The sequence below is a fragment of the Kitasatospora sp. NRRL B-11411 genome (assembly GCF_000721345.1).
Lineage (GTDB): Bacteria > Actinomycetota > Actinomycetes > Streptomycetales > Streptomycetaceae > Kitasatospora > Kitasatospora cineracea.
In genome coordinates this window covers 1-25,695 of sequence record NZ_JOGH01000013.1, presented here as the reverse complement: position 1 = coordinate 25,695, position 25,695 = coordinate 1, and the positions used below count along the sequence as shown (strand labels likewise).

22 protein-coding genes are annotated in these 25,695 nt (G+C 66.7%); 19 read left to right on the top strand and 3 right to left on the bottom strand.

The genetic code is table 11. The features are described 5' to 3' along the window. Positions 1-277 precede the first annotated feature (277 nt). From IH44_RS0108860 to IH44_RS0108845, 4 genes are all read left to right on the top strand, one after another. Complete coding sequence (locus IH44_RS0108860) at positions 278-1,603, top strand: DUF3631 domain-containing protein (protein ID WP_051816680.1); 1,326 nt, start codon at positions 278-280, stop codon at positions 1,601-1,603. Positions 1,604-2,035: 432 nt separating this feature from the next. After that, the gene (locus IH44_RS47785; protein WP_232794870.1) at positions 2,036-2,821 is read left to right on the top strand and encodes a DUF2637 domain-containing protein; all 786 of its coding nucleotides are present in this window, start codon (positions 2,036-2,038) and stop codon (positions 2,819-2,821) included. A gap of 228 nt (positions 2,822-3,049) precedes the next feature. Beyond that, positions 3,050-3,784, top strand: coding sequence for a MobC family plasmid mobilization relaxosome protein (locus IH44_RS0108850; protein ID WP_232794869.1), 735 nt, complete (start codon positions 3,050-3,052; stop codon positions 3,782-3,784). Positions 3,785-3,792: 8 nt separating this feature from the next. Further along, positions 3,793-5,499 carry a relaxase/mobilization nuclease domain-containing protein gene (locus IH44_RS0108845; protein WP_030458883.1) on the top strand — a complete coding sequence of 569 codons (1,707 nt, stop codon included), beginning with the start codon at positions 3,793-3,795 and terminating at the stop codon, positions 5,497-5,499. Between the two features lie 118 nt (positions 5,500-5,617). Here IH44_RS0108845 and IH44_RS0108840 read toward each other — a convergent pair whose 3' ends face one another. Next, positions 5,618-6,031, bottom strand: coding sequence for an NUDIX hydrolase (locus IH44_RS0108840; RefSeq protein WP_030458882.1), 414 nt, complete (start codon positions 6,029-6,031; stop codon positions 5,618-5,620). Positions 6,032-6,249: 218 nt separating this feature from the next. Here IH44_RS0108840 and IH44_RS0108830 point away from each other — a divergent pair, with 218 nt between their 5' ends. Beyond that, on the top strand, positions 6,250-6,813 hold the full coding sequence (locus IH44_RS0108830; protein ID WP_030458881.1) for an HD domain-containing protein: 564 nt from the start codon (positions 6,250-6,252) through the stop codon (positions 6,811-6,813). On the opposite strand, the gene IH44_RS0108825 is transcribed toward IH44_RS0108830, so the two are convergent. Continuing rightward, complete coding sequence (locus tag IH44_RS0108825) at positions 6,801-7,268, bottom strand: NUDIX hydrolase (RefSeq protein ID WP_030458880.1); 468 nt, start codon at positions 7,266-7,268, stop codon at positions 6,801-6,803. The two genes, IH44_RS0108830 and IH44_RS0108825, sit on opposite strands and share 13 nt — an antisense overlap. Beyond that, a complete protein-coding gene (locus IH44_RS0108820; protein WP_030458879.1) occupies positions 7,255-8,028 on the bottom strand; it encodes a helix-turn-helix domain-containing protein in 774 nt (257 codons plus the stop codon). Before IH44_RS0108820 ends, IH44_RS0108825 begins: the two co-directional genes overlap by 14 nt. 95 nt (positions 8,029-8,123) lie before the next feature. Here IH44_RS0108820 and IH44_RS0108815 point away from each other — a divergent pair, with 95 nt between their 5' ends. The 14 genes from IH44_RS0108815 to IH44_RS0108755 all read left to right on the top strand — a co-directional run bounded on the left by IH44_RS0108815 (position 8,124) and on the right by IH44_RS0108755 (position 25,457). Next, the gene (locus tag IH44_RS0108815) at positions 8,124-8,819 is read left to right on the top strand and encodes an HAD family hydrolase (RefSeq protein WP_030458878.1); all 696 of its coding nucleotides are present in this window, start codon (positions 8,124-8,126) and stop codon (positions 8,817-8,819) included. A gap of 83 nt (positions 8,820-8,902) precedes the next feature. Further along, positions 8,903-9,805: a radical SAM protein gene (locus tag IH44_RS0108810; RefSeq protein ID WP_030458877.1), complete on the top strand. Its 903-nt coding sequence runs from the start codon at positions 8,903-8,905 to the stop codon at positions 9,803-9,805. Further along, a complete protein-coding gene (locus IH44_RS0108805) occupies positions 9,798-10,439 on the top strand; it encodes a hypothetical protein (RefSeq protein ID WP_030458876.1) in 642 nt (213 codons plus the stop codon). The genes IH44_RS0108810 and IH44_RS0108805 overlap by 8 nt, the downstream gene beginning before the upstream one ends. Continuing rightward, positions 10,357-11,004, top strand: coding sequence for a bifunctional 2-polyprenyl-6-hydroxyphenol methylase/3-demethylubiquinol 3-O-methyltransferase UbiG (locus IH44_RS0108800; RefSeq protein ID WP_030458875.1), 648 nt, complete (start codon positions 10,357-10,359; stop codon positions 11,002-11,004). Before IH44_RS0108805 ends, IH44_RS0108800 begins: the two co-directional genes overlap by 83 nt. Positions 11,005-11,031: 27 nt before the next feature. Next, complete coding sequence (locus tag IH44_RS0108795) at positions 11,032-11,619, top strand: class IV adenylate cyclase (RefSeq protein ID WP_030458874.1); 588 nt, start codon at positions 11,032-11,034, stop codon at positions 11,617-11,619. Between the two features lie 15 nt (positions 11,620-11,634). Continuing rightward, positions 11,635-11,988 carry a hypothetical protein gene (locus IH44_RS0108790; RefSeq protein ID WP_030458873.1) on the top strand — a complete coding sequence of 118 codons (354 nt, stop codon included), beginning with the start codon at positions 11,635-11,637 and terminating at the stop codon, positions 11,986-11,988. A gap of 241 nt (positions 11,989-12,229) precedes the next feature. Further along, positions 12,230-13,132, top strand: a complete 903-nt coding sequence (locus IH44_RS0108785; RefSeq protein ID WP_030458872.1) for a phosphotransferase — start codon at positions 12,230-12,232, stop codon at positions 13,130-13,132. Between the two features lie 34 nt (positions 13,133-13,166). Next, positions 13,167-14,162 carry a nucleotidyltransferase domain-containing protein gene (locus tag IH44_RS0108780; protein ID WP_030458871.1) on the top strand — a complete coding sequence of 332 codons (996 nt, stop codon included), beginning with the start codon at positions 13,167-13,169 and terminating at the stop codon, positions 14,160-14,162. A gap of 10 nt (positions 14,163-14,172) precedes the next feature. Continuing rightward, entirely contained in the window at positions 14,173-14,847 is a 675-nt protein-coding gene (locus IH44_RS0108775) for a histidine phosphatase family protein (protein ID WP_030458870.1), read from the top strand. Between the two features lie 9 nt (positions 14,848-14,856). Further along, positions 14,857-15,978 carry a hypothetical protein gene (locus tag IH44_RS0108770; protein WP_051816679.1) on the top strand — a complete coding sequence of 374 codons (1,122 nt, stop codon included), beginning with the start codon at positions 14,857-14,859 and terminating at the stop codon, positions 15,976-15,978. A 73-nt stretch (positions 15,979-16,051) separates the two neighbouring features. After that, positions 16,052-18,742 (top strand): TIGR02391 family protein, encoded by a 2,691-nt coding sequence (locus tag IH44_RS0108765; RefSeq protein WP_030458868.1) that lies wholly within the window; start codon positions 16,052-16,054, stop codon positions 18,740-18,742. Between the two features lie 174 nt (positions 18,743-18,916). Further along, positions 18,917-22,474: a DEAD/DEAH box helicase family protein gene (locus IH44_RS40745; protein ID WP_030458867.1), complete on the top strand. Its 3,558-nt coding sequence runs from the start codon at positions 18,917-18,919 to the stop codon at positions 22,472-22,474. Further along, positions 22,471-23,904, top strand: a complete 1,434-nt coding sequence (locus IH44_RS44045) for a restriction endonuclease subunit S (protein WP_081966795.1) — start codon at positions 22,471-22,473, stop codon at positions 23,902-23,904. Before IH44_RS40745 ends, IH44_RS44045 begins: the two co-directional genes overlap by 4 nt. Further along, entirely contained in the window at positions 23,901-25,457 is a 1,557-nt protein-coding gene (locus IH44_RS0108755) for a class I SAM-dependent DNA methyltransferase (RefSeq protein WP_030458866.1), read from the top strand. The genes IH44_RS44045 and IH44_RS0108755 overlap by 4 nt, the downstream gene beginning before the upstream one ends. The last annotated feature ends 238 nt before the right edge of the window (positions 25,458-25,695 follow it).

The following is a 25,695-nucleotide window of genomic DNA, read 5'->3' as shown; positions in this document are numbered from 1 at the left end:
CTGTCTGCCGTGGGCGGACTTGCCCGCCAGCAGTGGATCTTCCCGGCGCGTCTGCGTAGGTTCGTGCTTCCCCGGCGACACAGGCCGCCGGGTGCCACCGCCAACGTGCTTGCAGATCCTTCGAGTTGGGTGGGAGCGGCCTTCTGCGCCCACCTGCTCCGGACGCACGAAGGCCCCCGGTGCTGCGAACACCGAGGGCCGGGCGAAGTCCCTATCCACGACCTTCATCGGCGGCGCGCGACGGATCAGGTCCCGCGCCCCAGTCTGGAGCTTCAGCATGAACTCTACGTCTCCCCAGCCCGACAGGGCAGCCCCTTCCACGCCCGGCTGGCCGCCTGTCGCCAAGCCCGGAGCCCACCACGACGACCCTCGCGTTACTCCGTCCACAGGCTGTGGACAGGACTCCGCCGAGGCGGAGAGCGTCGTGCCCGCCGCCGGGGACTGGGTCGACGCGATGCCGGACGCCGAGGCCGGCGAGGGCTCGGAGGTGCTCGGGCAACTGAAGGGCCTGATCGCCAGGTTCGTGATCCTGCCGTCCGAGCAGGCCCTGGACGCCGTGACGCTGTGGGTGGCGGCGACCCACCTGCAGGGCTCGTGGCAGCACGCCCCGCGGCTGGCGGTGGTCGGCCCGGCGAAGCGGTGCGGCAAGTCGCGGCTGCTGGACGTGCTGACCGAGACGGTCCACCAGCCGGTGCTGACGGTGAACTCGACCCCGGCGGCGGTGTTCCGCTCGATCACCGAGGAGCCGCCGACCCTGCTGGTCGACGAGGCGGACACGATCTTCGGCAGTCCGAAGATGGCGGAGAAGAACGAGGAGATGCGCGGCCTGCTGAACGCCGGTCACCAGCGCGACCGCTACGTGCTGCGGGTGGTCGGCAACGACCACACCCCGCGCAAGTTCCACACCTTCGCCATGGCGGCCATCGCCGGGATCGGCGACCTGCCCGACACGATCATGGACCGCTCGATCGTGGTCCGCATGCGCCGCCGCGCCGAAGGCGAGTCCGTTGCGCCGTACCGCACCAAGCGGGACAGCCCCGCCCTGCACGCCGTGCGCGACCGGCTCGCCCGCTGGAGCGCGCCGCTCGCCGACCGGGCCCTGAACTGGGAGCCGCGCATGCCGGTGGAGGACCGCGCGGCCGACACCTGGGAGCCCCTGGTGATCGTCGCGGACCTCGCCGGAGGTCCCTGGCCGCGCCTGGCACGGCAGGCGTGCCGGCGGATGGTCGCCTCCGAGGTGCAGACCGAGGAGGACAACCCCGGCGGCGCGCGGATCCTCGCCGACATCCGCCGCGTCTTCCACGCCGCCAAGGAGCCGGAGAGCATCGCCACCGACCAACTGCTGTTCACCCTCAACGGCGACCCCGAGGCCCCCTGGGCCGAGACGGGCCGGGGCGGGCTGACCCCGCGCGGCCTCGGCGCGATGCTGCGTGAGTTCGGCATCTCCTCCGGCAACGTCCGCATGCCCGACGGGACCCAGCGCAAGGGCTACCTGCACAACAAGTTCCTCGACGCCTGGCGCCGCTACTGCCCCACCGTCCACCCCACCACCGGCAGCAGCACTGCCACGAGCACGACCAGCGCCATGGTCAGCAGAGGCTGACCACCCCCGTATTGCCGTCCCTGCCGTCCCAGCCGTAACAGCGCAGGTCACCGCACCTACCGCCGAGACGGAACACGACGCCAAGACGGCACCGGCATCCGTACCGAGACGGATCGAGCCGCTGTTGGGACGGCAGACGTCCCCGCCCGCCGCCGCCCCCATCCGGGGCGCGAGCGGCGGGCCCTGGCCGGGACGGCAACCACACCCGTCTTGTGCCGTCCCAGCCGTCCCTGCCGTAAAACCACAGGTCAAAGGCCATCCGCCCGGGACGGATAAGCGTCCCGAGACGGATGACGCGACCGTCCCGAAACTGAACATCCCTCCCCGAAGCCGCACCCGCCAGCAGCCTCGGGGAGGGGCTCCGAGACGGCAAGACGGCAAAGACGGCACTTCCGCACACCACCCACCCCACCTGCGAGGACCACCTTCCGCATGCCCGTCACCCGCCTACGCCGCACGTTCCGCCCGGACGCCGTCCTCGTTCAGGCCGCCATCGCGGGCGCCCTGTCCTTCGCCCACCTCCACGACATCGCCGACGCCGCCGGGCAGCACGGCTGGAAAGCCTGGGCCTACCCCGTCTCGGTCGACCTGCTGCTCGTCGCCGCCTGGAACCGGATGCGGACCCTGCGCACCACCGGCCGCCCGGCCGGCACCGCCTGGACCTGGTTCGCCATCGCCCTGACCGCCTCCCTCGGCGCGAACGTCGCCACCGCCGGGCTCCTCGACCTCGACCGCGTTCCCGCCTGGCTGCGGATCCTGGTCGCCGGATGGCCCGCCCTCGCCTTCCTCGGCGGTACCCTCCTCACCCACGGCACCAGCGCCACCGAACCGAAGCCTGTCGAGGACGAACTCCCGCTCCACGAAAACCCCAATCCCACCCTGGTGGTCCAGCCCACCCCGCCCAGCCCCGTGCCGATCACAGAGCGCAGGGAAGACGACCTGACCCCAGACGAAGAGCCAGTCGTCCTTCGCAGGCGCACCGGACGTCCACCGGCGAAGACCATGGACCAACTCGTGGAGATGATGCGGCCGATCGTCGCCGAGCACGGCCTCAGCGTTGCCGTGGTCGAGCAGGCTCTCAGCGACGCCAAGGTTCCGATCAGCAGCAAGCGCCGGACGGAGCTGATGGCGCTCCTGCGGGACGAGCAAGCTGGGCCTCCGCTCAAGAACGTCGAACGCACGCCTGAGCAGGCACTCGAGCATCCGCTGCCCGCCTGACACGCCACCGATCCGGGGCGGCTGCCCGCCAATGATCCGTACGGCGTTGGCGGGCGGCCACGTCACCGCCAAGGGTCTGGCGGATGTCCACCTGGTGTTCAGCGAAATCCGCCAATGAACCGGATCGCTCTTCCGCCGAACCGCTTGCCGCCCGAATAGGTTCGTGCGCCGCGTTCGCAGCTTGCTCGCATCACATCACCTTGACCCCCTGCTACAGGAGATCAACCCGTGACCGACACCCATCACCCCGACGGCACCACCGGCGAGAGCGCGAAGGAGAGGAGTAAATCCCATACCGTAAAGGGTCTTTGGCAGTGGGCGTTCGGCAACCGGGCCCCTGGCGGAGCCAGTAGTACCGCGAGTCCGACTCGTGGCCGGACTCGCGGGATCTCCGCCCCAGGGGTGGCCGAGGCGGCCCAGCGCGAGGGCGCGCCAGGCCAGGAGGTCGGGGCCGAGGGTAGCCCCGACTCGGACAAGCTCCTTGCCGTCCAGCAGCAGATCCTTGCCGACGTCCGCCCGATCGAGACCGACGACGAGTTCTCCGACCACAGCACCGCCGATGATGCCGCGCCGAAGAACCGCCGCTACACCGGCACCAAGCGCGAAGAGCGCGTCGGCCCTCTGCGGTTCGAACCCGAGGAAGAACCTCGACTGCGTGCGGCTGCCACCGCCAATGGTTACCGCGGTCTGTCCGGGTTCGCCGCCGACGTGGTCCTGGCCTTCATAGCCGGCCGGTTCTTCATCGACCTGTCCCTGGCGGAAGAGCGCCGACTCATCCACGAGTTCCGCGCCCGCGTCCTTCGCCAGATCAGCGGTATCGCCAGCAACGTCAACCAGATCGCCCGAGCCCTCAACGGCGGATACGAGCCTCCGTTCGACATCCGCCGCACCCTCGACGAACTGCATGGCCTGCTCACCGAGATCGCGGAGGCCCTTCGCCAGCCCGCCAACCAGGAAGACTGAACACCGCCGTGATCGCCCCCATCAAGAACCCCGGCTCCAACACCCGCGGCCTGCTCGCCTACCTCTACGGACCCGGCCGCCACGACGAGCACCGCGACCCGCACATCGTCGCTGGCTTCGCCATGATCGCCATGCCCGACCCCAGCCGCGACGAGAACGCCACCCTCACCCAGCTCGCCCGCTACCTCGACGAGCCCGTCCGCCTGCGCAACAGCGAGCCCGGCAAGAAGCTCACCGACCACGTCTGGCACTGCCCCGTACGCGCCGCACCCGAGGACCGCTACCTCTCCGACGCCGAATGGGGCGAGATCGCCGAACGCATTGTCCAGGCCGCCGGCATCGCCCCCAAGGACGACGACCTCGCCTGCCGCTGGATCGCTGTGCGCCACGCGGATGACCACATTCACATCCTCGCCACCACTGTCCGCGAGGACGGCCGCCGCCCCAAGCTCCACAACAGCGGCCAGCGCGTCGGCGCCCAGTGCCGCGAGATCGAGAAGGACTACGGCCTGCGTCAGCTCGGAACCGGCGACCGGACCGCCGAACGCCGCCCCACCCAGGCCGAGATGCACAAGGCCAAGCGCCTCGGCTGGGAACAGACCAGCCGCGAGTGGCTCCAGGACCGCATCCGCGCCGCCATCCCCCACGCGAGCAACGCTGAGGAGCTTCTCGCCTACCTCCAGGCCGATGGTGTCGAGGTCAAGATCCTCCGTTTCCCGTCCGGCGACCTTCGGGGCTACTCCGTCGCTCGCTCCGGCGACCTGAAGGCCAACGGGCAGCCGAACTACATCCCCGGCGGGAAGATCGCCCCCGACCTGTCCCTGCCCAAGCTCCAGGCGCTCCTTGCGGCCGGCAAGCCGGAGGAGCACCCCACCGCCCGCCGCAACAAGCCCGCCACCCGCTGGCAGCACGCCACCAATGCCCTCGACACATTCACCACCGACGACAGTGGTGATGCGCGTGCGCAGGCGCACATCACCGCCCTCGGTGAACTGATCGAGGCCACCGCCCAGACTGCGCCCCAGGACCTGCGTGCCGAACTCCGAGCAGCAGCAAAGAATTTCGCCCGCGCCCAGCGCTCCCAGATTCGTGCCGATCACACGGCGGCAGCCGGTCTGCGGCGGGCGGCCCGCGACCTTGTGCACGCCAGCAGCGGCAAGGACGGCAGCACCCTCGCCGTCTTCGTCGCGGCTCTCACCTGGGCCGCGGTCCTCTCCCAGCGCTGGCACACCGCCAAGGGTCATGCCCAGCAGGCCGAAGCCGCGCGTCGAACCGTCCAGCACCTCCAGGCCGCCTACGACCGGGCCGCCGCCGACCAGCTCGCGTTCCTCGTCCAGCGCCAACCCAAGGAGCAGACCCGCAACACCCTTGCCAGCGATGTCCGCGCCGCCATCCCCGACCACGCGACACGGATCCTCGCCGACCCCAACTGGCCCGCTCTCGCCACCGTGCTCGCCGACGCCGAGGCCAGCGGCCACGTACCCCACCAACTCCTTACCGAGGCCGCCGCCCGCCGCGAACTCGGTAGCGCCCGCCTGCCTGCGAAGGTCCTTATCTCCCGTATCCAGCACACCAGCTACAACCCCGCATCCAACCGAGCCGTTGAGGCTGCCCTCCTGCGTTCGCCTGCCGTCCTGCCCGTCCGCCACCAGACCATCAACCCGGCCACCGCAGTCACCCTCGAGCAGCCCGGGGCCCAGGCCCGACGCCGATGACCACTGGCCATCGGTTCCGATGCTCGACCAGTGGCCGACAGCCCTACCACGATGCAAGCGCGCCACCGTGAGCCCTACTGGAGGGCACCCCCTTGAGCGGCTGCCCGTAGAGCCTTGCTCAGGCGTCAAGCACGACATCCAGGTAAGCCTGCACTGGTTCGAAGAGCCCGTATGGCACGTACTCGGGGATCTGGGCGAGGGTTACCCAGGCGAGGGCGTCCAACTCGTCCGTATCTACTACGTCAGCGGTGCCGTTGACGACTTCGCAGGCCGTGTACGACATCAGGCGGCCGGTCTTCGGATGCACGCGCTCACCCAGCAGCTTGATCGCCGTCACATCGAGCCCGGTCTCCTCCGCGCTCTCGCGCACGGCCGCCTCCTCGGGCGACTCCCCAGCCTCGATCTCACCGGCCGGGAACTGCCAGGAGAGCTGGCCCTCGCTCACTCGCCGTCTCACCATCAGAACCCGGCCTTCGTGGACCACGATCGCGGCGGCAATGCCGGGGCGTTCTTCCGTAGTCTGCTGTGCCACGTCTGCTCCTTCAAGTGGCCAGATGGGTGAGGAGGATCGTAGCGACGTGAGCGAAGCGGCTCGCCGAGTTTCGGAGGATCCCCATCGTCTGTACGTGCTCAACGACGTTGTCACTGGCCCGGCTTGCCGTACGGAGCTCGCGCAGCACCTCCTCAAGGTTGGCCGTAGATCGTCCGGTCCCATGCGTAGCGGTGGTCGGTAGGGGAAGCCATCGAGGCATGAGCGAAGAACCGACTTCCTGGGCCAGGACGGTGGCGAGGAACGAACTCGCCGAGCCACTGCCCCGCCGCTGGGCGCACACGCAAGGCGTGGCAGAGCGAGCCGGCCGCCTCGAAGGGATTCTCGGCCAGCAAGCCGGGCTCCTCGTCCGCGCGGCTCTGCTGCACGATGTCGGCTACGCGCCGAGGCTGGCGGCCACGGGGTTCCACCCGCTCGACGGCGCACGGTTCCTGCGTGACGCCCATGGGGCGGACGATCAGCTCACGCGGCTGGTGGCGAACCACTCGTTCGCGCTGCTCGAAGCTGAGAAGCGTGGCCTTCGGGAGGTGCTGGAGGCCGAGTTCCCGTTGGTGGAGGACCAGCGCCTGGTCGACGCCCTGGTGTGGTGCGACATGACGACGACGCCCGACGGCCTCCCGACCACGGCCGAGGCGCGCGTGGCGGAGATCCTCGGCCGCTACGGGGCGGAGAGCGTGGTGGGGCGATTCATCCGCCGGGCGTCGTCGGAGATCTTCGCGGCCGTGGCGCGGGTGGAGGCGGCGGTGGCGGTTCAGCCCAGGTAGGGGTAGGTGCCCGCGAGGTAGTCGCCGATCTGCTGGCGCATGCTGGGGTGGATGTCGTACTGGTCGAGGTCGGCGGGCCGGACGAAGCGGACGCCGTCGGCCTCGTCGTTGATCGTGGGTTCGCCGCCGACGGGGCGGCCGATGTAGGTGTTCTCGTACTGCTGGCGGATCTCGCCGTCGGTGTAGGCGACGATGTGGTCGGGGTTGGTGTAGACGCCGAGGAAGCCGGTGATCTCGGCGACGATGCCGGTCTCCTCCAGGCATTCGCGGACCGCGCACTGGGCGGCGGTCTCCCCGATGTCCTGGGCTCCGCCGGGCAGTGCCCATTGGCCCGTGTCGCGGCGGCGCTGCAGCAGGACGGCGCCGGAGTCGTCGACGACGAGCAGGTTGCTGGCCGGGATGAGGGTGTTGGCCTTGGGCGCGTTCGGGTCGTTGTAGTACTCAGTCCTGCCCATGTGTGGCAATCCCCTCCTGGTCGGGCATCCAGGGCCGCGCTTGGGCCCAGACTGCTTCGAAGCTCTGAACGTAGTTGTCGAACCAGCCGGTGGTGTCCACCCGCTTGAGGTGGAGCAGGGGGTTGGCGCTGGCCGGCTGGCCGTAGATGTGGGGGTTGACCAGCAGGTTCTCGTCATAGCGGAAGAGGGAGTTGTACAGCGTGGTGTCGTGGAGCCGCACCTCGCACCCCTCCTCCGGGAGCAGGGAGCGGTAGTAAGTCAGGGAGGCGCGGATCTTGGCGGCGAGGGTGTCGCCGATGCCTTCCTCCCGGCCCCGGACGGCAGCGGTGTGCCCGCTCGGGTCGCCGAAGCACAACCGAACCCGAACGCCGTCGGCAGCTCGCTCGACGAGCATCTTGGCGACGTGTGGGTTGGACTGTGCGAAGAACGTCCCGGAGAAGACGAGTACGTCGATCTGCTGCCGAGCCTCCTGCAACAGGGTCAGCCAGGTCTCGCGGGGCACACTGGCCCGGTTCTGGTAGGTGCCGACGAGTTCAGTGCCTGATCCGCCCGGCCGCCTGCCTGTACGGGGCTGCGGGTCCGGCCAGAGGAAGGTCTCCTCCACCCGCAGGAACCGAGCGACGCGGAAGCGGTGCCTCGGGTGGGGCACGCGCCCGCCGAGCCAGCGACCGACGGTCTTGGGGTCCACTTCGCAAGCTTCGGCGACCGCCTCGGGCTCGATGCCTCGCTGGGCGAGTACGGAGTGAAGTCGCTCGTTCACGGAGGCCATACAAGCTGAGTGGAGCGCGGTCGTGCAAGGACGTGGGAGGCGCTCTGTCGGAGCTGCCGGACCGACAAAATGCCTACGCTGGCGGCATGCAGCTCATCGTCCTGTGGGACATCGACCACACGCTCATCGAGAACGCCGGGGTGAGCAAGGAAATCTACGCCGCCGCGTTCACCACGCTGTCCGGCATCCCACCGACCGTGGGAGCGTCAACGGAGGGCCGTACCGACCGTCTGATCATGCGCGACATGTTCCACCGACACGGTCTCCCGGAACCTGATTGGTCGATCGTCGAGGCCGCCCTCACCCGATCCGGCGAGGAACGTCTGGGCGAACTGCGCCAGCGCGGGACAGCGCTCCCGGGTGTGCTCGATGCCCTCGAAGCCGCTTCGTCCCGGGCCGGTTGGGTCTCCTCGGTGCTGACCGGCAACATCGCGGCGAACGCGCGCGTGAAGCTGTCGGCTTTCGGCCTCGATCCGCTGCTGGATCTTGTTGTCGGGGCCTACGGCGCTGACGCAGAACAGCGTCCCGACCTGGTCGCCGTCGCCCGCCGGCGCGCCCAGCGCTACCGCGGGCTGCCCGGTGACGTTCCGGTCGTCCTGGTGGGTGACACGCCGCGGGACGTCGAGGCAGCCCTCACCACAGGCTCCGGGATCATCGCGGTCGCCTCCGGCATCCACAGCCGGACCGAACTGGAGGCGGCAGGTGCTCCGGTGGTGTTGCCGGACCTGTCGGACACGGCCGGTCTCCTCGAACTACTGGAAAACGTCCCAGGACGTCCCTGAATCGTCCAAGTACGCGGTGACGCGGTCCTCGCGCACTGCGCAACCATCGGGTCTCCAACAGCCAATCGGCCGAGGGGGTCCACGTGATCGAGGAAGTCACCGGCGTCCGCAGGATCCGGATGCTGTACCTACAGCTGCTGTACCGCTGCAACTTCACCTGCCTGCACTGTTTCCACGGTGAGCGGCTGCAACGCGCCGATGCGTTCAGCCTCCAGGAGGTGATCAACCTCCTCACCCTCATGCACCACCGCTACGGCACCGAGGCGGTCACCCTGCTCGGTGGGGAGCCGTTCCTCCACAAGGACCTGCCGCAGGCGGTCCGCTACGCCAAGCAGCAGCTGGGCCTGCAGGTCGAGATCTGCACCAACGGCTACCGCATCGAGCGCCGCCTCACCGAGATCACTCCGTACCTCGACTTCCTGCGGGTTTCGCTGGAGGGGATCGGCGCGACCAACGACCAGATCCGCAAGGTCGGCAGTTACCAGGGCGCGCTCAGCGCGCTCAGCCGGGCGCGGGAACTCGGGGTCCATACCGGAGCCACCCTGACGGTCACCTCCCGCAACATCCACGAGGTGCTGCCGCTGGCCCGCACCCTCCAGGACTTCGGCGCACGGCAGTTGAAGCTGCACTGCCTGCGGTCGGTCGGCAATGCCGCTGACCACCCCGAGCTCCTCGTCACCGACCCCACGGCCTACACCCGCCTGCGCGAACAGCTCCAGGCCGCCGACCTGGCCATCGAGATCGTCCTCGACGAAGACCTGTCCGCAGACGGTGCCCCGGAGACCTGCGCTCCCGCCGCCGGCCCGCGTGAGATCGAGCGGATCGAGGTCGACCCGCGCGGAGCACTCACCATGTCCTGCAAGGCGGTCGGCAAGGACTTCCACGCCTTCTGGTACGACAAGCTCACGGACCGCATCCACCATCGGCCGTCCACCACGGACGAACTCACGCTCGCCGTACCCGACGTGGTGTACGGCCGTGCCTGACGGTCCCCTCTTCGAATGCCTCGAAGGGCTGCGCGGCACCGGCAAGTCGACCATCGCACCACTGCTTGCCGCAGCCCGGGGTGCCGTCCTGGTCCCTACCGTCCCGCTCCTCTACCAGCAGCTCCGACCGGAGATCGACCGCCGGGAGAACACCGAGGCCCGGCTGTGCTTCTACCTCTCCGCACTGTTCACGGCCATCGACGAGATCCAGAGCTGCCTGGACGCGGGCATCCCCGTCGTGGTGGAGAGCTACTTCGCCCGATGCCTGGCCAATCACCAGGCATTCGGAGCCCGCCTGGGCATCGCCCTGCCGCCCGACCTGCCTCAGCCGGTCACCTACCAGTTGGTCTGCGCCGAGAACGAACGTCAACGCCGCCTGGCCGGCCGGCAGAAGCCCGTGTCTCCCTGGGACACGCTCAGCGAGGACGTCGCCGAACGAATCACCGCCGCCTACGCCCGGTTCCCGATGCACCAGGTCGACACCACCGGGCTCGAACCCGAGCAGGTCGTCCGAGCCATTCTCGCCACCGCCCCTCAAGGAGCCCAGAACCGTGCAGACACAGAGCCTGTGGGAGCACACGCTCACGTTCTTCCCCCAGTTCCTCGCCGCGCTCAAGGAACGGGTCGCACCTGAGGGCACGGTCGCGGTCATCGGGGCCGCCGACGGCAGATTGGTCCTGCCGCTGGCCGCCGCCGGCTACCGGGTCGTCGCCTTCGAACGCGACCCGCAGGCCCTTCACGGCGGCGAGGTCCGACTTCCGGGTGGGGTCGACGCTCACGCGATGGGGCTGATCGACCGCCTCAAGCTCGAAGAGCTCTACGACCGGGTGCGAGTGGTCGACCAGGACTTCCTCGACGCCGAGCCCCTCGGCACCCTCTGCGACGCGGTCTGGACGAGCTGCTCGTGGCACTACAGCGCCAACCACCATCGCCCGCTCGCCGAGTTCATCGCCCGCATGCAGCTCCTCGTACGTCCCAACGGCCTGTTCGGTGCGGAGTTCATGATGCCCGTCGACCAGCGCCACCATCTCATCGAGCACTACACCTCTCCGGAGAGGCTCAGCCGCCACTTCACCAGCGCCTGGACCATCCTGCTGACGCTGAGGACCGGCGAGTTCACCGAGCGGGCCCACGTCGGCCGGCTTCAGGACCACACCCACCGCATGGGCCTCCTGCTGGCGGCCCGCACTCCCAGGTAGCCGACCAGCAATCAGAGAAAGGGAATCATGAGGCACGAGTACGAGGCCAAGTTCCTGTCCGTCGATGTCGCCGCCCTCCAGGCGAAACTGACGGCTCTGGGTGCCGTTCGGGTGTTCCCATGCACCCTCCTCACCCGCAAGATCTTCGAGAACGACGCCCTCGACAGCAACCAGTGGGTCCGGCTGCGCGACGAGGGCACCCGCTCGACCCTCACGCTCAAGCAGGTCACCGACGCGACCACGATCGACGGCACCACGGAGATCGACACCGAGGTCGCCGACCTCCACGCCACCGCCGAGATCCTCCGCCGCGTCGGCCTGCGTGAGGTCCGCTACCAGGAGAACTACCGCGAGGAGTGGCGTCTGGGCGAGGTCGTCTTCGACTTCGACACCTGGCCCGACCTGCCGACCTTCGTCGAGATCGAGGGACCCGACGAGGCGTCGGTCCGCCAGGCCGCGGCCCTGCTCGAGCTCGACTACTCCAAGGCCCGGTTCGGCAGCGTGGACGAGATCTACAAGAGCGAGGCCGGCCGCGACATCCTCGCCGAGCCCACCCTCCTGTTCGCCGACACGGACAAGACCGGATCGGTGCCCACGGCGGCCGAGAGCCACTGAGTCGGGAGTTGAGCTGTGCTGACGGAACTGGCCGTGCCACACCGGGTGATCCCGGGAATCACCGACTTCGCCCGGGGCGGTCGGCCTGCCCCAGCGGCCACCGACGATGGAAACCAGTGGGTGGACGGCTTCTGCTGGCTCTACTGCGGTCAGCAGTGGACCCGAGTGCTGTGGATCGGTCCCGTGAGCGTGGCGGGAGCCCAGGCGCCCATGTACGCCTGCGGCCCGTGCATCCGGGAACTCCAGGAGCGGGTCTGGCACTCGATCCTGCTCAGCGACGAGCCGTCTCAGCTTGCGCTGCCTCCCCAGCCCGATCAGAGCTTCAAGCCGCTGGGCGGGCGACTGGGGCGCCACCGTCGTGGCGGTTGATCATTCCCTCCCCAGTAGGTCCACCTCTCCGAAGACCCGACTTCCGCGACCGGGCACGGCCGGGCGCACAAGAGGTCGAATGCAGCATTGTCCGTCTGATCTTGGCCGTACCGATGCAGGTACACCGACCGGGCCGCGACAGCACTGGTGGCCCCCTCAGGAACGGCTGGCCCGATCCCGCGCAACCCGCCCACAGTCGCGTTTGCCCCAGGTCAACTCGGCGCTACGAAAGGATGGATGGATGAGTGACTGGGAGTTCGTGAAGAACAGGACCGCTACCGAAGGCGCGGTGTGGAGGTCGACCGATGGCTTGCTCTACAAGCGGACCGGTGGCGAAGATCTGCAGGCGGAGGGCGAGTTCCAGCAACTGGTTGCCGGCCTGGGCTACCCGGTGCCGCAGATCGTCGACAGCGGCTCGGAGGACGGCCGCTACTTCGTCGTCGAGCGTGCCATCGGTGACACCTCGCTGCACGAGGAGGCCCTGGCCGACGCCGGCCGGGACGGCCAAGTCAGCTACCAGGTCATCAGTACGGCTGCCACCGTTGCGTCGAAGCTCCTGCGAGCTCAGGCAAGACACCCCCTCCCCGCCACGCCGTGGTTCGAGAAGGCGGCCTTTGCGGCCGAGGTCTTCGAGGAGAACCCGGACTTCGATACCCCGCGCGTCCACGAGGTGGTCAAGCACGCTCTCGACCGGCTGGCCCAGCTCCCGATGGTGCACGGGCACCTGGACTACGGCCTGCCCAACGTCCTCCAGGCCGGCGTCATCGACTGGCAGCACCATGGACCGGTCCCGCTCGGCTACGACGTCTACCCTGCGCTCGACATCGTGGCCTTCAAGGGCGGCGGCAAGGGCTACAGCATCACCCCGGAACAGCGCACCGCCTACACCGGCGCACTCGACGAGACCACCGCATCCCTGATCGGGCAGCGGGTGAGCGAGCACCTGGGCGACTTCCTGCTCGTCAAGTGCTTCTTCTTCCTCGCCCTCATGCGGCCCACCGACCCCACACGGCACGACAAGCACATCAAGTGGCAGTACCGCCGCACCCTCTTCACGATGGGACTTGATCAGTATGAGTCGTCCAACACGATCGACACCGGCACCTTCCCCACTCTGGAACGGTTCACCGCTGAACACCGGTAGGCCGGTCCCCACCGTCCGCGACCGCGACTACCTGATGGACCACCACGGCGTCGTCTTCAAGGTCATCGGCGACAGCCACCCCGGCAGCCACTACCTCGGCTACGTCAAGTACCACCCCGACGAGAAAGGCGACCGGCGGCTCTTCGACCGGACCTACCGGCAGAACAGCGTCGTGTCGAAGTCTTTCGGCATCCTCGCCGGCAGGCCGGAGTGCTACGTCTACTCCGACACCCTCGGCTGCGTCATCACCGGCATCCCGCGCGAGGACGTCGCCGTCCACTACTCCTGCCGCCAAGCCCTCGCCGCCATCCACGAGGACCCCGGCGCGGTCGCCGACAACCCGGCAGGCAAGGACCTCCTGGCGATCACCGAGTGGATCACCGCGAACGACGCCCAGGGCCTGATCGGCGTCACCGGCTCCTTCCTCGTCGGCTGCTTCAACGAACGCTCCGACATCGACCTCGTCTGCTACGGGCCAGAGGGCTACCAGGCCGCACAAGAGCTCTTCCAGCAGACCGACCTGATCCGGCCGTACGACGGAGACGACCTCACTCGGCTGTACATCCGCCGGGCCAAGTACATGGAGGGCAGCTCATTCGACGCCCTCATCAAGCAGGAACGCCGCAAACTCCAAGGACTCACCGCCAACGCCGGTGCGCACATCAACTGCGAACCCATCCGCTCCGACCGCGACAAGACCTTCGCCCGGATCTCCTCCAAGGAGATCGGCGAGATCTCCCTCCTCGCCAAGATCACCGACCACGCCGAGGGCCTCACCACCCCGGCCGTCTACGGGATCAAGGTCAAGACCATCCTCAACTCGACCATCGACGAGGCCGACTCCTTCGCCCGCCGGATCACCCACATGCGCTCGTACCTCGGCGCCTACACGGGCGCCTTCAGGTCCGGCGACACCGTGCACCTTTCCGGCAAGCTCGTCCACACCCAGGACGGCGAACACAGCGGCTTCGGCATCGAACTCACCCCCTGGACCGTCAGCGGCTCCTACGTCGCCAACCTCGCCGGGTAGGAGCCCTGTCTTGCCCCTGCTCGTCATCCGACACGCCGAGTCCGTCGAGAACGCCGACAAGTACAACGGCTTCTACCAGGACCCCCGCCCTTACAGCGGACACGCCGCGTACGCCATCTCCCGCACCATCGTCGGCCTGACCCCGCGCGGCTTCCAGCAGGCCCAGTGGCTCGCGGAGATCCTCCCGCAACTCGCGGGCCCCGAGCCGCACGTCTATACCTCGACCTACCGCAGGGCGATCGACACCGCTGCGATCGCCCTGCCCGCCCTCCCCGACGGCTGGCCCCAGCAGACGACGCTCCTGGACGAGCAGCACTACGGCGACGCCACCTACATGACCAAGCGCGAGCTGTACGACAGCTACCCCGAACTCGCCGAGGACCGCCGCCTGCGCAAGCACGTCTGGACCGCGCCAGGCGGCGGCGAGTCGCTCGCCGAGGGCGTGCTCAACCGGGCCGCTGAGTTCGCCGCCCTCGCTCAGGCCGAACTCCAGGGAGCGCGCACCGTCGTCGCCCTCACCCACCAGACCGCCGCGGTGGCGCTGCGATCCCTGCTCGAACTCCGAACCCTGCCCGAGATCCTCGCCGAGGAGCGGAAGGGCAAGATGCCCAACGCCGCGATCCTCCACTACGAGCTGCACGACGGCCGGTTCACCCGGACGGGAACCACCACCCCGCCGATCTAGGAGAAGCCCGTGCGATGTCTGTTCCTCAACGGGCCCGTCCAGAACGGGCCCTTCACCTTCGCCACCCGGCCCGGCAAGGCCGTCGGCATCCGCCTTGCCGCCGCCCTCAACGCCATCCTCTGCTTACCGCCCGCTCCGCACCTGTGGAACACCGTCACCCTCGCCGGAGACCTCCGCCACCGCGAGGCCGCCGGCCCGACGATCCCCCGCCAGCGCTTTGAGGTCGACCTGATAGCCGACAAGTACCCGCCCGGACAGTCCCCGGCGGGCGGCATCATGACCGACACCGACGCTGAGGTCGCCAGCCTCGCGCTGGAGATGATCGAGAACAACCTCCGCGCCCGCACCTTCACCATCAGCCGCGAGACGGTCCCCACATGCCGGGCCTGCGGTCACATGACCGGCACCGGCGGCCACCCCTGCAACGCCTGCGGCAGCACCGACACCCGAGAACGCACTGGCCTTCACCTCGTCGCCGAACTCGCGAAGGACCGCCCCGTCCTCAACCGCTCCGACATCCACGCCAGCCACCGCCAGCAGCCCAAGCACCTCCAGCACACCGCCGGCAACGTTGCCGAGCGGCTGATCCTCTCCCGAACCCGCGACCATGGCATCGGCCTCTCGCCTCTCGGGCTCAGCGGCCTCGTCCTCGACCCACGCGTCGGTATCCACGCCACCGTCCTCGCCGCAGCGCACCGGCACGAAGCGGACACGGCCGTCATGACCATCACCGAGAACGCGGCCAACCACATCGCCGCCCACGGCCAGCACTTCCGCGAACACGACGGAACCCGCCTCCAGTACGCCCTCCATGGGCACCTCCCGTACGATCACGTGGCAAGCCTCCAGCCGCTGCACGAGGCGTACCGAGCCACCCAGGTGCTCAAGGACGACTTCGAGCAGTGGTTTCTCCCGCTCTTCTCCCTGAAGACCAAGAGTGCGACTCGGTCTGACCAGCTTCCCGCGGTCTTCAAGCACTACATGCGGGCGCATCTGGCCCGCCCGGCAAGAGCCGACGAAGCCGTCATCGAGGCCGTGCGGTGCTCGGTCGCGGTCGGTGACACGGAGTGGATCACAGACAGGAGAGCGCTGGCCAACGTGATGGCTGTGGGTGCTATGTCGAACCGTTGAGTTCGCCTGTGACTCTTATGACTTGCACGTAATCTCCCTGCGCTGACCCCGGGGTAGACGCAAGAATCACTCTGTGAACGACGAAGCGCTGGATTCTCAGGATCGGCTCCTCCTGCAGACTGTCTACGGGCTGATGAGTCAGCGAGGTTCCTGGCCGACCTTCACCGCTGTCGACCTGAGGGCGGATCGCGAGCTTGGCATCGAAGACGCCCAGGCCGCCTTGGTTGCGATCAGCTCGCGATATATCGCAAAGCCATGGCACGCGCATGGGTACTCCGACAACGACGAGGTGCGGATCACCCTCCGGGGTGTGGCTGTCTGCGACGGAGGGCTGTCTGACCTCTCCCGTTTGAGTGACTTCGTCGAGTGGACGGTGGCGCTGGAACAGCAGGGGTCTGATGATCCAGAGAAGGAACTGGTCGCATCGAGTTTGGACTTCGCGGCGCACCTGGGCCTGTCCTTGAGCTCGCCTGGCGGCGAATCAGTCGAACCAGCGGAGGATGTCCTTCACGCTCGCGACTTGATGAACCGGCTGTTCGCCCTAGCGGATCAGCTCCCCCGGCTGTGGAGAGGTAGTGGTCGCCAGACGAATAGTCCGTGGCAGTGGCAGTTCAACGTTGATCGGCGCGGCACGCGCCCATACCGTCGAGTTCACGGCGTCGAGGACCTGCTCGACCTCGTCGATGAACAGAACCTACGTCGGACCCAGGCACCTTCGGCGTCTGCACCCCAGGTGAGCCTGGAGATCGCCACGGACGATCGTCCAGTTTCTCCCGCTGTGGATGGGGAGCTGGCTGTCCACATGACGCTTCTGCGTCCGGAGGTCGTTGATGCGTGCGAGGGTTTGCTACGGGCTGACCGATTCGACGACGCCATCTTTGCGGCGTTCCGACGACTCGAGCACGAGGTGCAGCAACGTGTTGGCAGCGTCGCCATCGGCAATGGGTTGATCACGTCGGCATTCAAGGGGACGGGTAATCTGATCCGCATCTCCGACAGGAATCAAGACGCTGACCGCATGGTCGAGCTGTTCGCCGGGGCGATCGGGCTGTTCAAGGGGGACCGCTCACACAAGGATCGACCGTTGTTGCCCTGCCGGTCACGCCGAGAGTGCCTGCGCCTCCTTGCACATGCCAGTTCGCTGCTTGACCTGCTAGACCGCGACATCGACCGGGCCCCCGCCGTGCGCGGATTCCGCCATGATCAAGGCACAGCGCTGACTCTCTGGGTTGAGCGGTCCGGGAGCCAGGTCGAGGTGTGGCTTGACGAGAAGCACAAGCTCGACAAGATCAGCTACCAGACGGGTACCCTGACCGTCGATGTGGGTGGCGTCCCCCCAGGCGAGCACCGCATTCATTTGGTGGACGGAACTCGCCAGGGGCCGGCCCACGTCGTTTGGCTCACGCTCGCGCCGGGTCAGACGAACTGGTACCGGGTCGTCGAGGTTAATATCCCCCTCTTCGCAGACTCCGACGGCCAGCGGCAACTCGACGTGCCCGGGGTGCGCTTGGCGACCCTTGAAGCAGGAGTGCCAGGGGAGCGGATCGTGCCGACCAGCGAGACCTACCAGGTTGGCCATTACGTCGCCTGGCACTGGGATGCATCTGGCTCCGGCATAGGAGCGGCCTGGGTGCGCAATCGCCCGGGCGACCAGCTGAGCAAAATCTGGGATGACAGCGGCATGTTCGATGGCCAGCCGGTTGCCCCTGCCCACCCCGATCGCCTCATGAAGATCAGCATCGAGCCGTCACACCTACTGCTGCGCGGCGGAAACAAGGCCCCGCTCCGCGTGCTGGGCCACTACACGGATGGCACTGCTACCTGGACTGCGCCGATCGACGACCCACAAGTGACATCGGCCAACGAGAAGGTCGCGATCTTCAAGGGTGGTGCTGTCATTGCCAAGGGCCCAGGCATCAGCCTGCTTCGGTGCCTGCATGACGGGTGCACTGCCGAGGCTAGCGTGGAGACCGCGGCCCACCCGAGCGACACGATCACCGCCTATCTTTCTGGCTTGCCGCCCGTTGCGGGCCTCGCCTGGACACCCAAGGGCTTGGTGGTGAGCACACGAGGTCAGCAACTGTGGAGGGCTGGCACGGATGGCGTCTACCGTCTACTTGCCATGGTGCCCACCCGCCTGCTGCCCGGCCTGGGTACGGATTCAATGGCCTCCCGGGACGATGGTGAGCTGGCCGTCCGACTCCTGGATCGCCCCTGGATCCTGGTGCTCCACCATACGAGTGACTACCACAGCAGCAAGCTGATTAAGCTTCAGGGCGGCCCTGCGGGAACACCCATGGCCTTCGCATGGCTTAACGATGACCTGATCGTGGCCACGTACACCGGCGCACTGCAGCGCGTGAGTACGGACGGCTCCGCCACATCGTTTGGGTCCGTCCCGGGACGCCCCATTGCTCTTGCCCTCACACCGACGTCGTTGTATGTGCTCTGCTCACCAGAGGCCGGAGATCCACATGGGCCACGCCGGAATCGGCTGTGGCAGGTCCCGCTCGACGAGTCAGAGTCCGCGCCCTTGGACCTGCTGGCCGGCCAGGTGCTTACTGGCCTCAGCGGGGTGGCCGCCACGACCTCAGGGATTGTGCTCAGCGACTTCGAGTCCGGCAGACTACTTCTGCTTCGAGACAAGCGACTTGAGACACTTGCCTCAGGACTCAAGAATCCGAGCCAGCTGGCGGTCGCAGACACCGGCGACCTGTATCTGGCCGAGTTCGGCGCGGGCGCTGTGCGACGCGTCCTTGCGTGACTGGATCGTCACCTTAGGACTCGCGCCCTTGCCGCGCTTGGAAGGGGCTGGGCTTCCGGGCTGCCGTCCGTTCGGGCCCGGGACGGCCTGAGCATTGCGTAACCTAAGGCGTTACACCTGGATCGGATCATTGGACACGCACGCACCCATGCGTGCGACGGACGGGCGGGGTATATGGACGAGCGGCTTCGGGACCTCGCCAGGCGGTCCCCGAACTTCGGTGTGCTCTTTCAGTATCAGCCGCTGCTGGCACTCTATGGAGCACTGGCAGAGGCGAACGTCTTCACCAACCCGAACGCAGCTCTGGTCCAGGCCGGGCAATTCGGCGAGGTGTTGGCGGAGGAGCTCGTCACCCGGGTGGGGCTGAGGGTCGACGGTGATCGGCAAGTAGATCGGCTGGACGCACTCACCCGCGTCGGGGCGCTGACGCCCGAGGTGCGTGCTGCATTCGATGCTCTGCGTACAGCGCGGAACAGTGCCGCGCATCGGCACTTGTTCGACACCGTCCGAGCCCTCAAAGCTGTTGAGACCTCTTACGAGTTGGGCAACTGGTTCCACCTGGCGATCTCCGGCAAGCGCACCGTTCGGGCCTTCGTGCCCCCGGCGCCGCCCGTGGCCGGCCAAGGCGTTTCGAATCCGGCAGAGATCGCCGAGCTTCGAGAAGCACTGGAGCACCACCGACAGGCCCTGGCACTGTCCCGGACGAAACTGGCAGAGACCCGTCAGCAACAGGCCGAGGCTGGGCGGCGGGCACAGGATGAGGCCGCCCAGCTTGTTGCGAGCTCTGCTGCTCACCAGGCCGAGATGGCCTCGCGGATTGAACAGCTTGAAGCCGAGATCATCGCGCTCCGAGCGGCTCAGCGACAGGACTACGATCGAGCGCGGCGCCAGCCGACGTCCGTCGCTCGGGCCGCTCGTGAGGCGATTGTGGAGCGGGCTCAGCGGCCCAAGCCGCTGAGCGAGATCCAAGCCCGCGAGGTCATCGACCAGATGCTCGTCGAGGCCGGCTGGCTGATCCAGGACCGCGAAGACCTCAATCCGCGAGCTGACCGAGGCGTGGCTGTCCGAGAGTTCACACTGGCTACCGGCCGCGCTGACTACGTGTTGTACGTCGACGGCGCGATCGTCGGCGTGATCGAGGCCAAGCGCGAAGGCGAGGTACTGAGCCGGGCCCTGGCTCAGAATGACCGCTACGCCCGCGGTGTGCTCAAGGAGTTCCGCCTCGCGGTGTGGCGCGAGGACGAACCGTTTGCGTTCCGATATGCGACTACCGGCTCGGAAACGTACTTCGTCAACCGCCTTGATCCGGACTCGCGCTCCAGGCAAGTCTTCGCCTTCCACCGACCGGAGACCGTCGCAGCCTGGATGCGTCGCGCGGAGGACCTGCCGGAGACACCGACGCTGCGTGCTGGCTTGCGCTCCCTGCCGCCGCTGGAGACCGGGGGTCTGCGACCGGCACAAATCGAGGCGATCGAGGGACTTGAGGGCTCGCTCGCAGAGGATCGCCCCCGGGCGCTGATCCAGATGGCCACTGGTGCCGGCAAGACCGTCACAGCGGTGACGGAGACCTACCGGCTGCTGAAGTACGCGCAGGCCAAGCGCGTGCTGTTTCTTGTGGATCGGAACAACCTGGCCAAGCAGGCTCTCGCTGAGTTCCGCAACTACACCACGCCGGATGACGGCCGAAAGTTCTCCGAGCTCTACGGAGTCGATCGGCTGGGTGCAGCCGGCCTGCAGGAGACCTCCTCGGTGGTCATCTGCACCATCCAGAAGATGTACTCGCTGCTGCGCGGGCAGCCGTTGATCGACGACGACGTATCCGACGACCTTGAGGACGCGGTAGACGACGCCTTTGAGAGCGGGCGTCCAGTCGAGGTCGCTTACAACCCGGCGGTGCCGATCGAGTCGTTCGACCTGATCGTGGTTGATGAGTGCCACCGCTCGATCTATGGGTTGTGGCGTGGCGTCCTTGAGTACTTCGACGCGCACCTAGTTGGGCTCACCGCCACACCCACGCCGCAGACCAAGGGCTTCTTCGGCCAGAATCTGGTCTCCAGCTACTCCTTCGCCAAGGCCGTGGCCGATGGCGTCAACGTCGACTTCGACGTGGTGGAGCTGTTCACGGACATCCATGATGAGGGCGCCACGATCGAGGCGGGGACTACGGTTCCCATACTCGAACGGGCATCGCGGCGTCGACGGCTTGAGGAGCTGGAGGACGACTTCTCCTACTCCGGCAAGCAGCTCGGCCGCAACGTCATCGCTGAAGACGACATCCGTACGGTCTTGCAGACCTATCGCGACAACTGGCAGCGCTGGTTCCCGGGCCGTAAAGAGGTCCCGAAGACCCTGATCTTCGCGGTCAGCGAGGCACATGCGGAGGAGGTACTCAAGCAAGCTAAGGAGGTCTTCGGCCGTGGCGACGATTTCGCTGCGAAGATCACCTACAAGAGCCGGCAGAACGGGCAGAACCCCGACGAGCTGATCAACGAACTCCGTAACTCGCCCCAGCTTCGTATTGCGGTGACCGTGGATATGATCGCCACGGGAACCGACGTACGTGCCCTCGAGTGCGTCATCTTCATGCGCTCAGTTAAGAGCGCGGTGCTTTTTGAGCAAATGAAGGGGCGTGGGGCGCGGTCTATCGACGAGACCGAGCTGAGAGAGGTTACCCCGGGGGCCGATGAGTCGGTACCGCCGGTGGTCAAGGACCGCTTCCTGCTGATCGACGCCGCAGGCGTTACTCGCTCCCAGTTGGTCGACGCGGCGCCTCTCCCGACGACACCGGGGATGTCTCTTCAGAAACTGCTGGACAGGGCAGGTTCCGGAGCGATCACGGCGGAAGAGACAGAGGTGCTCGCCAGGAAGTTGGGCCGCCTTGGCAAGCAGCTAACAAACGAGCAGCACGAGATCATTACGCATGCGGCTGGCGGGGTCACTCTGGCGATGATCACCCGGTGGCTGAGCGAGGCCTGTGACCCCTTCAAGCAGGAGGAAACCACCCTAGCCGAGGGGCCTGAGGCCGCGCGCAAGCTGATCCGTGATGCGGTCGTGCCGCTTGCGGATGCCGAGCTTCGGAAGGTGATCACCGGGATCCGGCGCGACGAAGATCTCACGATCGATGAAGTGACGGTCGCCACGATCACCACCTTCCGTGAGGTTCCGCGGGAGGAACGGGCGCGGAAGTACATTACGGATTGGCATAGCCTCCTGGACACTCGACGCGATGAACTCACCGCCATCGAGATTGCCCTTGGACAGACGCGGGTGGCACCAAACGCGGCTTACGCAGCGCTACGAGAGCTCGCGGCCTACATCAAGCGACCCCAGTACGACTGGACCCCACAGATACTGTGGCAGGCGTATGAGGACCTAGGACGCGCGACGGCTCAGCACGGCAAGAGGGCAGGAATCCCTGACCTGATCTCGCTCATCCGTTACGAACTCGGGGCAGAGGGTGAGCTCCGGCCCTACAGGTCCTCGGTCGAGGAGCGCTTCGCGGGGTGGATCCTGCGGCAGCAGCAGGCTGGAGCCACCTACAGTAGTGACCAGCTGTGGTGGCTGGAGCGGATCTGTGACCGGGTCGCCAGCGACATTGGCGTTGAGGTGGAGGCGCTCCGGGAAGAGCCCTTCACTGAACGCGGTGGCAGCCGCGGCTTCATCGCTGCATTTGGCGGGGATGCCGGCGCAGCGCGGAAACTTCTGACGGAACTGAACCAGGAACTGGCATGACCAAAGATGAAAATCTCCTCCCAGTGGGATGGCAGATGTCGACTCTCGCGGAGATCGCCACCTGGGGAAGTGGGGGAACGCCAAAGGCATCGGTTCCCCAGTATTACGGTGGGGATATTCCTTGGGCTGTAATCGGCGACCTGACGGACGGGAGGGTTTCCCGCACTGGGCGGTTCATTACTGAAGAAGGTCTGGCGAATAGTTCGGCCAAGGTCATCCCCGCCGGTTCCGTACTCATTGCCATGTACGGGTCTATTGGCAAACTTGGTCTCAGCTCGGTTCCCATGGCCACAAATCAAGCCATCGCTTTTGCGCAGCCAAACATTGAAATTGTTAGTGCGCGATACCTGTTTTGGTACCTGTGGTCGCAGCGAAGCGCTCTGATTTCTGCGGGGAAGGGGGGGGCGCAGCAAAACATCAGTCAGGGAATTCTGAAGGCCTGGGAGATTCCCATCCCTCCACTTGCGGAGCAGGGGCGAATTGTTGATTCCCTTGAGGATTACATCTCTCGCCTCGACGCTGCTCAGGCACTGGTCAGGCGGTGCCTTGCCCGTCTCCTTAGGCTCCGCGATGAGGTGTCGAATCCGACCTTCGGATATGCCGTGAACTCCGACTCGGAAGCAGCTTCTCTTCCCGTACCTGCGGGCACCATTGACGGTGAGCTTCCGCGAGTTCCGCGCGGATGGCGGTGGCGTCGCCTTGAGGATGTGGCTGACGTCGCCGGTGGCGTCACCAAAGATAGCAAGAAGCAGAGCGACCCTGATCTGCGCGAGGTTCCCTACCTGCGGGTCGCTAACGTTCAACGTGGACGACTTGACCTGGACGAGATTTCCCTGATCAGGGTTCCGGAGGGCAAGGCTACAGCGCTGGCTCTTCAGCCGGGTGACGTGCTCATGAATGAAGGTGGGGATCGTGACAAGCTTGGCCGCGGCTGGGTCTGGGAGGGCCAGGTCCCCGGAGCTATCCACCAGAACCACGTCTTTCGGGCGCGGGTGCGCGATGGCGAGATCGATCCCAAGCTTCTGTCCTGGTACGCCAACAGCTGTGGCCGCTGGTTTGAGAGCAACGGTAAGCAGAGTGTGAATCTCGCCTCTATTAGCCTCTCGAAGATCAAGAAATTTCCTCTGCCGATCCCTCCCGCGGCCGAGCAGTCGCTAATTGTTGAGCGTGTGGAGGATGATCTTTCCGTTATGGAGAATGCGCTGGAAATCATCGCTCGTTCTCAACTGCGCTCTGCTTCCCTCCGCCGTGCTCTCTTGCAACGGGCTTTCTCCGGCAAGCTCGTTCCCCAAGACCCCAACGACGAACCTGCCTCCGCCCTGTTCGCCCGTGCCGAGGCTCAGCGCCGGGCGGCAGTATCGAAGCCTGCCCGTCGCCGCACCACACAGCGCACTCGCACCACTACTGCCCAGCAGGAGCTTGACGTATGACCACCGCTGCTTCCCCTCAGACCGGCGCTCTAGTCGCCAAGCTCTGGAACTACTGCAACGTCCTGCGCGACAACGGCCTGTCCACCATCGAGTACGTCGAGCAGCTCTCGTACCTGCTGTTCCTCAAGATGGCCGACGAGATCGCTAACGACCCCTTCGCGGATGACCCCTCCGCTGCGAAGATCGTCCCCGCTGACTACGACTGGCGGACCCTCGTCTCCAAGACCGGAACTGCCCTGGAGGAGCAGTACCGCAACACCCTCACGGAGCTCGCGAAGCACCCCGGCACCACCCTCGGAACGATCTTTGCCAAGGCGCAGAACCGGATCACCGAGCCCGCACTTTTGCAGAAGCTCGCCGTTGACCTGATCGGCGCCCAAGACTGGACTGGCACGGGGACGGACCTCAAGGGCGACGCGTACGAGGGCCTCCTTGCCAAGGGAGCGGAGGACACCAAGACTGGCGCCGGCCAGTACTTCACGCCCCGTGTGCTGATCGACGCCATGGTTGAGGTGACCCAGCCCACGCTGGAGGACACGATCACCGATCCCGCTTGTGGCACCGGTGGCTTCCTCATCGCAGCTCGGCAGTACATCCGCAAGCACTACGGCAGCAGCATGTCCCGGGAGCAGCGGCTCGCCTTGGAGACGAACATCTTTGGCACTGAGCTGGTGCCCGGAACTGCCCGCCTGGCCGCGATGAACATGCTGCTTCACGGCATCGGCCGAAGCGACGGCCCTTCCCTCATCAAGGTGGAGGATGCCCTCGCAAAGAAGCCGTCCCGCCACGCCTCGTTGGTCCTGGCGAACCCGCCGTTCGGCAAGAAGTCCGCGATCACCGTGATCGGTACTGACGGGAAGTCCGAGCGAGAAGACATCTCGTACGATCGCGACGACTTCCGTGCGAGCACCACCAACAAGCAGCTGAACTTTCTTCAGCACATCATGTCGCTGATGGCGATCAACGGCCGTGCTGCTGTCGTCTTGCCGGACAACGTCCTCTTCGAAGGCGGGGCTGGCGAGAAGGTTCGACGTCGCCTGCTACAGGATTTCGACCTCCACACCATCCTGAGGTTGCCCACCGGCATCTTCTACGCTGGCGGCGTAAAGGCCAACGTCTTGTTCTTCGACAAGAAGGCTCCGCGGGCTGATGGAAGGCCGCACACGTCCACGACCTGGGTGTACGACCTGCGTACGGCGAAGCACTTCACTCTTAAGACACGTCCCCTCCGCCAGGCGGACCTTCAGGAGTTCGTGGACGCTTACCTGCCCGGTAAGCCCCATAGCGAGCGCGTCGAGCTAGAGTCGGGACGCTTCAAGCCTTTCAGCTACGACGAGCTGATGGCGCGCGACAAGATCAACCTCGACATTGCTTGGATGAAGGATCCAGCCCTGGAGGATGCTGACAGCGAGCTGCCGCCGGGTGTGATTGCCCAGGAGATCGTCGAGGACTTGAAGGCTGCTCTGGCCGAGTTCGTTGCCATCGCCGAGGCCCTGGGCGCGGATCCAGACGAACTTGCCGAGGGTGACGAGACAGCAGAGACCCCCAGCTAACGCTCTGCAGATGCCCTTTCGCGTGAGCGTTCTCTGCGTGAGCGATGCGTGAGCGGACGGGGCAGCACGTGCCGGTTCGGGCGGGATTGCGGGTCACGGCGCAACGTCCTGACCTGCGGGTTCATCGCCAAGTGGTCGATGCTGGCAGCAGCCAGCATGATCACTCTCGGGCTCGTAATGCGTAGGTCATGGGTTCGAATCCCATAGGCGGCTCAGTGGAGGCCCAGGTCATGTAGCC

Excerpts from the sequence above, each read along its gene's own strand:
- IH44_RS0108860 (WP_051816680.1), top strand. The coding sequence starts at position 278 with ATGAACTCTACGTCTCCCCAGCCCGACAGGGCAGCCCCTTCCACGCCC.
- IH44_RS47785 (WP_232794870.1), top strand. The coding sequence starts at position 2,036 with ATGCCCGTCACCCGCCTACGCCGCACGTTCCGCCCGGACGCCGTCCTC.
- IH44_RS0108830 (WP_030458881.1), top strand. The coding sequence starts at position 6,250 with ATGAGCGAAGAACCGACTTCCTGGGCCAGGACGGTGGCGAGGAACGAA.
- IH44_RS0108825 (WP_030458880.1), bottom strand. The coding sequence starts at position 7,268 with ATGGGCAGGACTGAGTACTACAACGACCCGAACGCGCCCAAGGCCAAC.
- IH44_RS0108815 (WP_030458878.1), top strand. The coding sequence starts at position 8,124 with ATGCAGCTCATCGTCCTGTGGGACATCGACCACACGCTCATCGAGAAC.
- IH44_RS0108795 (WP_030458874.1), top strand. The coding sequence starts at position 11,032 with ATGAGGCACGAGTACGAGGCCAAGTTCCTGTCCGTCGATGTCGCCGCC.
- IH44_RS0108785 (WP_030458872.1), top strand. The coding sequence starts at position 12,230 with ATGAGTGACTGGGAGTTCGTGAAGAACAGGACCGCTACCGAAGGCGCG.
- IH44_RS0108780 (WP_030458871.1), top strand. The coding sequence starts at position 13,167 with ATGGACCACCACGGCGTCGTCTTCAAGGTCATCGGCGACAGCCACCCC.
- IH44_RS40745 (WP_030458867.1), top strand. The coding sequence starts at position 18,917 with ATGGACGAGCGGCTTCGGGACCTCGCCAGGCGGTCCCCGAACTTCGGT.
- IH44_RS44045 (WP_081966795.1), top strand. The coding sequence starts at position 22,471 with ATGACCAAAGATGAAAATCTCCTCCCAGTGGGATGGCAGATGTCGACT.
- IH44_RS0108755 (WP_030458866.1), top strand. The coding sequence starts at position 23,901 with ATGACCACCGCTGCTTCCCCTCAGACCGGCGCTCTAGTCGCCAAGCTC.